This is a genomic window from Microbacterium sp. SA39, assembly GCF_000967865.1.
GTDB lineage: Bacteria > Actinomycetota > Actinomycetes > Actinomycetales > Microbacteriaceae > Microbacterium.
On sequence record NZ_JXRU01000011.1, the window covers coordinates 1 to 8043 of the forward strand.

At 69.3% G+C, this 8043-nt stretch carries 11 protein-coding genes; 2 read left to right on the top strand and 9 right to left on the bottom strand.

Annotated features, from left to right (window positions below):
• Window positions 1–830: HNH endonuclease signature motif containing protein (locus RS85_RS00110; protein ID WP_046011383.1), on the top strand; the 830-nt coding region annotated here is incomplete at its 5' end.
• A gap of 54 nt (window positions 831–884) precedes the next feature.
• Here the strand turns inward: RS85_RS00110 and RS85_RS00115 are convergent.
• From RS85_RS00115 to RS85_RS00130, 4 genes are all read right to left on the bottom strand, one after another.
• The gene (locus RS85_RS00115; protein ID WP_046011384.1) at window positions 885–1703 is read right to left on the bottom strand and encodes an SDR family oxidoreductase; all 819 of its coding nucleotides are present in this window, start codon (window positions 1701–1703) and stop codon (window positions 885–887) included.
• Window positions 1704–1740: 37 nt separating this feature from the next.
• A complete protein-coding gene (locus tag RS85_RS00120; protein ID WP_046011385.1) occupies window positions 1741–2418 on the bottom strand; it encodes a DUF6766 family protein in 678 nt (225 codons plus the stop codon).
• Between the two features lie 160 nt (window positions 2419–2578).
• Complete coding sequence (locus tag RS85_RS19930) at window positions 2579–2785, bottom strand: CDGSH iron-sulfur domain-containing protein (protein WP_046011386.1); 207 nt, start codon at window positions 2783–2785, stop codon at window positions 2579–2581.
• Entirely contained in the window at window positions 2782–3825 is a 1044-nt protein-coding gene (locus RS85_RS00130; protein WP_046011387.1) for an iron-containing redox enzyme family protein, read from the bottom strand. Before RS85_RS00130 ends, RS85_RS19930 begins: the two co-directional genes overlap by 4 nt.
• A gap of 142 nt (window positions 3826–3967) precedes the next feature.
• Here RS85_RS00130 and RS85_RS00135 point away from each other — a divergent pair, with 142 nt between their 5' ends.
• Window positions 3968–5260, top strand: coding sequence for a hypothetical protein (locus tag RS85_RS00135; RefSeq protein WP_046011388.1), 1293 nt, complete (start codon window positions 3968–3970; stop codon window positions 5258–5260).
• Here the strand turns inward: RS85_RS00135 and RS85_RS19400 are convergent.
• The 5 genes from RS85_RS19400 to RS85_RS00150 form a co-directional block, all read right to left on the bottom strand.
• Entirely contained in the window at window positions 5147–5632 is a 486-nt protein-coding gene (locus RS85_RS19400) for a hypothetical protein (RefSeq protein ID WP_152642289.1), read from the bottom strand. The two genes, RS85_RS00135 and RS85_RS19400, sit on opposite strands and share 114 nt — an antisense overlap.
• Window positions 5629–6198 (bottom strand): hypothetical protein, encoded by a 570-nt coding sequence (locus RS85_RS18830; protein ID WP_052703233.1) that lies wholly within the window; start codon window positions 6196–6198, stop codon window positions 5629–5631. Before RS85_RS18830 ends, RS85_RS19400 begins: the two co-directional genes overlap by 4 nt.
• On the bottom strand, window positions 6195–6878 hold the full coding sequence (locus RS85_RS00145) for a hypothetical protein (protein ID WP_152642290.1): 684 nt from the start codon (window positions 6876–6878) through the stop codon (window positions 6195–6197). Before RS85_RS00145 ends, RS85_RS18830 begins: the two co-directional genes overlap by 4 nt.
• Before the next feature lie 52 nt (window positions 6879–6930).
• Complete coding sequence (locus RS85_RS19635; protein ID WP_160298597.1) at window positions 6931–7086, bottom strand: hypothetical protein; 156 nt, start codon at window positions 7084–7086, stop codon at window positions 6931–6933.
• Between the two features lie 113 nt (window positions 7087–7199).
• Window positions 7200–7997, bottom strand: a complete 798-nt coding sequence (locus RS85_RS00150) for an endo alpha-1,4 polygalactosaminidase (RefSeq protein ID WP_046011390.1) — start codon at window positions 7995–7997, stop codon at window positions 7200–7202.
• Window positions 7998–8043 lie beyond the last annotated feature (46 nt).

Here is an 8043-nt window from a genome sequence, read left to right on the forward strand (position 1 = left end):
AGCCGTCGGATCGGGGTGCGCAGGATCAACGGTTCTTCACGATCGGGCGTCTCCGCAACGGGCTGCACGCGGTGCGGGGCAACGTGCTCCCCGATGTCGCGGCACAGATACAGGCCGTGTTCGACGCGTACGGCAACCCCAAGACCGACGGAGCCCCGCAACCCGGAGTGCAATTCGAAGACAGCGACGGCGCGGATGCCAGCGACGAACCGGAGACCGAGTCCGAGCGGGAGCCGGAGCCACCCGATCGGCGCTCCGCCGCACAGAAACGACACGACGCTCTGGCCGCGGCGTTCAGTATCGCGGCGCGGCACAAGGACATGCCGTCTCTGGGTGGGGCGTCGCCGACGCTGGTCGTGCACGTGGATGCGAAAGACCTCGCCGCAGGCAGGGGATGGGCGACGCTTGCCGGGTCCCAGTCCCCGGTCCCGTTGCATGTCGCCGCGCACACCGCGTGCACCGGGACCATTCAGCGGGTGCTGTTCGACGAAGGACGCATCGTGGGCATCAGTGTCACCGACCGGGTGTTCACCGTCCACCAACGCCGAGCGATCATCGCCCGCGACAAGGAATGCCTCATCCCCGGATGCCACGTCCCCGCATCCTGGTGCGAGATCCACCACGTCACCGAACACGCCCGCGGCGGACCGACCCATACCGATAACGGGGTCCCGTTGTGCTGGTGGCACCACCGATCCCTCGACACGTCCGGGTGGGAGATCCGCATGAACAACGGCGTCCCCGAGATCCGCGGACCCGCCTGGTGGGACCCCCACGGCCACTGGCGCACACCACGACCGAGCATCCCCCGACACCTCGCCACCGCATGAACCAGAGGGAGGGCTATCGCCGTGGTGACAGAGGCCGGTCCCGCATGCCAGCCGTCAGACGCTACGCCACCCATGCGACTCGATCGCGGCTCCGGCCTGAGGCCCCATCTGCAACATCCCTCCGTCGATGGCGATCGATGCTCCCGAGATATAGGCGGCCTCGGGCGAGGCCAGGAACGCGATCAGCGCCGCGACTTCACGAGCGTCGCCCGGTCGGCCGAGGGGGATTCCGGGGCGATCCACCCGATGCGGATCCTCATCGGCCTGGCCCGTCATCGGCGTCGCGATCTCGCCCGGGGCGACGCTGACGGCACTTATACCCGCAGACCCGAGCTCCAGGGCGAGGTTCTTCATGAGCCCGCCGAGCCCGTGCTTCGCGGCGTCGTAGGCACTCATGCCGACCATCGGCTGGTGCTCGTGCACGCTCGTCACCGCGATCAGCCGACCTCCGCGCCCTGCTGCGACCATCGCGCGCGCAGCGCGCTGCAGGCACACGAACGCACCGGTGAGATCGGTGTCGATGACTCGATTCCACTCCTCGAGCGAGATGTCGAGGAAGGGCGTGTCGGTGCCGGTGCCGGCGTTGTTGACGAACACGTCGAGACCGCCCAGCTCGTGGATCAACCCGTCGATCACGCCCCCGCATCCGATGACGTCCGAGACGTCGAGCCGGGCGACGAGGGCACGGGCGCCGTGGCTGCGCACCTCCTCGGCGGTCTCCTCTGCGCCCTGCTCGTCACTGTGCCAGGTGATCCCGACGTCGATGCCGGCCGCTGCGAGCGCCACGGCGGTCGCGCGGCCGATGCCGGAATCCGCCCCGGTCACGATCGCCCGGCGGGGTTCGAGGTCGATGCTGCTCTGAGGTTGCGACATGCTGTCTCCTTCAGTGGTCATTCGGATTCGACAGTGGTCATTCGGATTCGACGCTGCTGACGTGGTGGGGCACCCCGACCGGCTTGGACTCGCTCGACCCGCGCTGACGCAGATAGATCGAGAAGGCGACCATGGCGCCGACCGCGAGGAACTCCGACTGCCAGTTCTGCAGGGTGCGGTTCCAGAACTCCGCCGACATGACGTAGTCGAGCCATGTCTCCGGTGGCAGCCCGTGCTGCGCGTTCTCCTCATTCGCGACCACGTGACCGGCGAGCGACTGCGCGAGCCACGAGAGCAGGAAGATGACGCCCATCGCGACCAGGAGCGAGTTCGAGTAGATCCAGAGACGGATGCCGCGCACCCGCGCCCAGCGCGGCGAATCGTCCCTGGCATACGGGCCCACAAGCTGGTCCTCGTCCGTCCCGAGACCCTCGTCTCCCGGCTTCTTCGACTCCGGAGAGCCGCGCTGGATGAACCAGATCGTGGCGAGGATGAAGAGGAAGAACTGCAGGAACTCGGACTGCCAGTTCTCGGCGACGTCGACCAGGAAGTCCGACGACGTCACGAACTCGAGATAGCCGACCGTGGGCTGCCCGTGCTCGATCAGCTCCTGATTGTTCTGCGCGAGGCCGGCGAACGACTGCCCGACGATCGCCAGCACGAAGATGGCGAGGAAGACGAGAGTGAGACCCGAGTCTCTGACGAAGCGGCGCATCCGGTTCACCTCCCCGCCAACGGAAGGATGATCATGACCGCGAGTCCGACTGAGATGATCGCGGTCCAGGACCAGAAGGCCACGCGCAGCGCGGCGGGACTGTGCTCTTCTTCGGTCATCGTTCTCTCCTCACTCCTCTGTGCGAATCCCTCTGTGCGCCTCACTCCTCCGTGCGGAAACCTGCTGCCTTGTGCGTGCCGTCGCAGAACGGCTTGATGATCGAGAGCCCGCACCGGCACAGCGCCATGGTGCGGCGGTGCGGACGGATGATCTCTCCCTCGGGCGTTCGCAGTTCGATCTCGCCACGCACGAGCAGCGGCCCGTCGGGGTAGGGCGTGATCGTCGTCGACTCCGGGATGGCACTCACGAGATCGCCCCCCGGCGCAGCGAGGACTCGCCGGCGGCCCAGGCGTCGAGCATGTGCGCACCGGACCAGCCGTCGATCGTGAGGCACGCGGCCGCACCGAACATGATGTCGGCGAGCAGGTCCGGCCGGTCCTCGGCGAGACCGCCCGCGAGGTCGCGGGCGGCGATCTGCTCGTGCACGGCATCCGCCTCGATGTGTTCGTCGAAGTACTCCACGACGTCCTGGTCGAACTCCAGCCGGCGGAGACCGTCGGCATACAGCTTGCACGGGATCGACGAGGTCATCTCGAACGCGGCGAGATGACCGACGATCGCGCCCAGCAGCCTTCGGTTGAGTCCGAACATCGACATCATGTTGAACGAGGCGAGGGTGATCGCCGGGACGTCGTCGACATAGGCGCCATAGGTGGCGTCGAGACCGGCGGCGCGCATCGCATTCGCGAAGAGTGTGGCGTGCACCCGGTGCGGTCGGCCGCCGCCGTATTCGTCGGACTGGATCTCGACGAGCGCGGCCTTGGGGCGGCCGGTCAGGCGCGGGATGGCCCACGAGTGCGGATCCGCTTCGCGCAGCGTGTACACAGAGCGCTGGATGAGCATCTCCTCGACCTGCTCCCGGGTCGCCTTCTTCGCGAAGTAACGGGACAGGCTGGGGCCGGTGTCGGCCGCGGCGAGGGCGAAGAGCGAGCGCCCCACGGCATCCACCGTCGGGTCGGGCAGCTCGGGCATCGGCACGCTCTCCCGCAGCGCCCGCTCGAACGCATCCTCGAGGATGCGACGCGTCGTGATCAGGTGCGGATCCCACTCCAGGCCGGGGTCGAGGTCGGGCAGCGAACCGTACGCCGAGCAGTACAGCAGGAACAGGGCCAGCTGGATGTCGTCGTCGCGGGCGATGTCGGCCGTCTCGGAGACCGCGGTCATCGCGAGTGCCGAGTGGTCGGGGTCGCCGCCGGCACCGGTGAGGCCGCGGAGAACGGCGTCGCTGAGCGGACCCCGGGCGGCGAACGGGACGGCGGTGTCGGGGACGAGCGCGGTGGCGGTCATTGTTTCGGTGCTCCTGTCGATGCGATGACGCCATCCTGCCCCCGGGATCGCTCGCGCCGAAGGGACTTGACGCGCGCCCCGCGGATGGTCCATGACATGGGTGTGCCGACGTTCGCAGCATCCGGCCCGATACGGTGGGGGCATGCTCCAGGCCCTCCGCACCTTCGGGCGCATCCTCGCGCGGCACTGGCCCGCACTCGTGGCCTGGTACCTCGGCGGCGAGGCCGTGCACCAACTTCTGCTGCAGCTCGCCGGGTTCGTCGGCGGGCTCACCACGCTCGGCGGTCTGCTGCTGCTGCCGCTCGCGGTCGCGGCACGCCTGATCTCCTACGTCGCGATGTACCTCACGGTGCGGCCCTCGCTGCCCCATGGATCGATCGACGACAGAGCTGTCGGCGATGATGTCGACGAGAAGTCCGGTCCCCGGCGCTTCGCCCACGCCATCCTCACTGCGATCCTCCCGTTCTTCGCGTTCTCCGCCGCGTGGGGCATGCTCGAAGCCGATCTCATCGCGTTCTTCCGGATCGCGAGCAGCATCGCGCTGCGGGACGCCGGGTACGACCTCGACCAGCTCGGCGATCGCGGCGGAATCGTATCGATCGGCGTGCTGCCGGTCGCGGTGCTGGTGATCGCCCTCGCGGTCCGCATCCTGCTCGCCCGGTTCGGCGGACGACTGCCCTCATGGACGCTGGTCGTCGCCGCCTACACCGAGGTGCTCTGGACCTTCATGTTCTTCACCCTGGTGGGTCAGTGGTGGGCCGATGCCAAGGAGTGGATCGGCGAACGGGCAGGCGTCGTGTGGCTGCAGGGCATCGGCGACTGGTTCGCTGCGAACCTCGCCCCGGTGGCCGCCGTCTGGGAGGGCGCGGTGTGGCTCGTCGGCATCCTCGTCGCGGCCGTCTTCGTGCCCGCTGCCTGGCTGACCATCGCCGGTGTCACCTACGGCACAGCGTTCGATTCGACACCACCGGTGCTGCGACGGTTCGAGGAGTCACCGAAGGGTGCGGTGTCGCGCCTGACCCGCATCGTGGCGCAGCGCTTCGAGGAGCTGTGGGCCGCGGTCGCCCTGATCTGGCGCGGCGGACCGGTGGTCTTCGGATGCCTGGCACTCGCCTACGCGCTCTGGGCCTGGCTCGAGCAGACCGGAACACGGGCGGTGCTCGGCCTCGTCGGAGGGCAGGACACCGACTTCTGGTCGAGCTTCCTCCCGCTGCTGCTCATCGCCGTCGGGGTGGTCGCCGAGCCGCTGCGGGTCGCCATCGTCGCGACGGCGTTCGACGCCGTGATCGGCCACCCGGGGGCCGAGATGGGAACGCGGGTGTCAGGGCTCGACGACGAACCGGGCGATCTCGTCGTCCCCGGGGATGTCGAGCAGAAATGGTCCCCCGGCATCGTCGGGCAGCAGGAACACGGCAAGGATGGCGTAGGGGCCTGACTCCTCCAGGCAGTACGACTCGCCCGCCTCGTACGGCACGTCCAACGCGCTGCGCGCGTTCGCCCAGACCCGGTCCCCCTGCGCTTCGGCGAGAGTGAAGAGACCGCAGGTCGTCGCATCCGGCCCGCCGTCCGAATCCACGCGGATGCTGAGCGTCCGAGAGCCCGAAGGAGCCTCGAACTCGCTCCAGCGCGCGGAGTCGACAGTGAGGTTCTGGCCCGCGATGACGGCGGATCGCTCCTGCGCCTCGATGACGCGCGGCTCATCCGATCCCGGCAGCACATCGAACCATACATGCACGCCGATGACTGCCGCCACAGCCACCGCGAGAGCGATGAGCGCGACGCGCTGCCGTCGCCACCACGACGTCACGGCGCCCCCAGACGAGGCTCCTCGATCTCGACGGAGGGCTCGGTGAGAGCCTGATCGAGGTCGATCGGGAAGACGAGCACGTCATCGAGCTCGGGCGTGGGATAACGGCCGCTGAGACGCAGCTCTCCCACTCCGGCGCGCAGATCCTCCGGCAGCTCGAACGCCAGCATCCCGATGGTGTCGGTTCCGACGCGAAGGTCGGTGTCGACGAGGCTCGCCGGAGGGCGTTCGCTCGCCTGGAACAGCCGGCCGTCGATCAGCAGGCTGGCCACGCCGATCGCCGCGTCCACCTCGGTGGTGGGGGCGGCGACGCTGAGTTCGACGACCAGCCAGTTGCCCTCGGCCTCCCACTCCAGCCCGGGCATGGTCAGCCGCGCGGTGCGGGTGACGTCGACCACCGCGGCGGTGAGCGTGCGCGACGTGGCGACCCCGTCTTCTCTGGCGCGCACCTCGAACGGGTCGAGCAGGGCCGCTTCCGGCGGCGTCGCGGTGGTGACCAGCGCGGCGATCACGACGAGCCCGGCGCCGACTGCCCAGGGCGCTGCCGTGCTCTTCCGGCGGCTCACTGCGTCACCTCCAGGTCGAGCTGGGCCTGGAGCTCGGCGCGGCGCCAGGTGATCGTCGACGCTGCGAGGATGACCTGTCCCGACTGCTCGACCGCGTCGTGCACGTCGAGTCGCGCGGCACCTGAGTCGAGGGCCGCCGTCGCCTCGTCATCCGCGACGGGCCACGCGATCGACACCTCAGCGGCGACACCGGGCTGCAGGATCATCGCGCGCGTGGAACCGTCCGTGCGCCAGGATCGCGCGGTTCCGGTGGACGTGATGCCGGAGAGTTCGAGCAGGGGCTCGCGCCCCACGATCATCCGGGACTCGGCCCGATCGGCCGAGCGCTCGACGCCGACTGCGTGATCGGACAGGTTTTCCAGGAGCACGGTCAGGACGAGCAGCGTCTCGCCCGGCTCGGCTTCCAGGAACTGACTTTCGACCGTGTCGGTGAGCTCTGCATCCAGCACCGCGATGCGGTAGAGCGAGGTGCGCACCTCGTCGCCTGCCGGCACCTGCGCCGGTGTTCGGGATGCCGGGGCGAGACCGCCGAAAATGACGAACCCGGCGAGAAGGGCGACGACCACCGCGGCGGCGATCCAGAGCGGTACGGCGCGCCGGCTGAAGACGGTGCGCGCCGCGCCGGCAGCGGCATCCCGCACATCGGCGGCCGCTCGCGTCGCCCCCCGCGTCCTCGTCACGAGGTCAGCCTAGTCGGGCGGTCGGCCCGCCGATCGGCGGCTGTCCGCCGCGTCAGTCCTCTTCTTCGAGCGGGTCCGTCTCGCCTGCCTCATGATCGATGCCGTCGTCTGCAGTGAACACCTTGTCGTCGCCGGGCGTCTCGGCAGCGGCCTCGGCCGCGGCGTCGAAGGGTCCGGAGTCCTCGGGATAGCTGAGGGGGTTGGTCATGGAGTGTCCTCTCGTCGGATCCATGTCAGCGGGTACGCGCGATCGCTGATCTCCAGACTCGCGCACGCGGCGCCGGAAGACGCGACCGTTGACACGGCCGCGTTCATCTGGCATCAGCCCGCGCAGGTCTCGAACACGTAGCCCTCGGCGCTCGGCGTGAGCAGGTCACGGTCGCGCAGCACCATCGAAGCGGGCGACGACGGGTCCGCGCACATCTCGCCGAACGACCGCGGCAGCTCGTCGCTGTATTCGATGTCGAGCACGGCGTCCCCGTAGACCGCCGTGTACGCGGCGCACTCCTCGTACGCGGCGCACTCCTCGGTGACGGCGAAGTCGAAGCCGGCGTCCTCGTGCAGCACGGCGGCGTCTTCGGCCGAGTTCTTCTGGCCCGCTGCGAGGCTCACGCGGTGCGCCGCGTCGACCAAGGCGGCGGCGAGGCTCAGGTTGTCCTCGAGCGCGAGTGCACCATCGGAGCGGGTGTACGTGTCGAGGTTGTCGAACTCGACCGCGTCGAAGCCGGCATCCGCGCAGCCCTCGATCCACGGGATCACCTGCGCGGCGATCGCGGTCCGCTTGTCGGGCGTCGAGGTGTCAAGGAGCGCCTCATCCGGCCAGTCGGGGTCGAAGACGCTGTCTCCGTCGCGCTGCAACAGCAGGTCGGCATCCCACGTGTCGAACTCTCCCGGCTGCGTCTGAAACCCGTTCACGTAGCAGACGGAGTAGACGCCGGGAGCGGGCTCCGCCGAGCGATCGCGACCGACGATCGTCACGCCGGACGCGGGGTCGTATGCCCCGCCGAGCTGGTAGTCGGGAATGCCGCCCGCAGGCGGGGTCGACCACGATGCGCCCGAGTCGGGTGCATCCGTATCCGGCGTCATCGGGCCGGCGCATCCCGAGAGCGCGAGCAGGATGCCGACGGCGGCGACAGCCGGAAGCGATCGGGTGGGAGGGCGTAGG

What these genes read in the sequence shown, in the direction of transcription:
- RS85_RS00120 (WP_046011385.1), bottom strand. Translation starts at nt 2,418, where the DNA reads ATGCGCCGCTTCGTCAGAGACTCGGGTCTCACTCTCGTCTTCCTCGCC.
- RS85_RS19635 (WP_160298597.1), bottom strand. Translation starts at nt 7,086, where the DNA reads ATGACCAACCCCCTCAGCTATCCCGAGGACTCCGGACCCTTCGACGCC.
- RS85_RS00135 (WP_046011388.1), top strand. Translation starts at nt 3,968, where the DNA reads ATGCTCCAGGCCCTCCGCACCTTCGGGCGCATCCTCGCGCGGCACTGG.
- RS85_RS00115 (WP_046011384.1), bottom strand. Translation starts at nt 1,703, where the DNA reads ATGTCGCAACCTCAGAGCAGCATCGACCTCGAACCCCGCCGGGCGATC.
- RS85_RS00130 (WP_046011387.1), bottom strand. Translation starts at nt 3,825, where the DNA reads ATGACCGCCACCGCGCTCGTCCCCGACACCGCCGTCCCGTTCGCCGCC.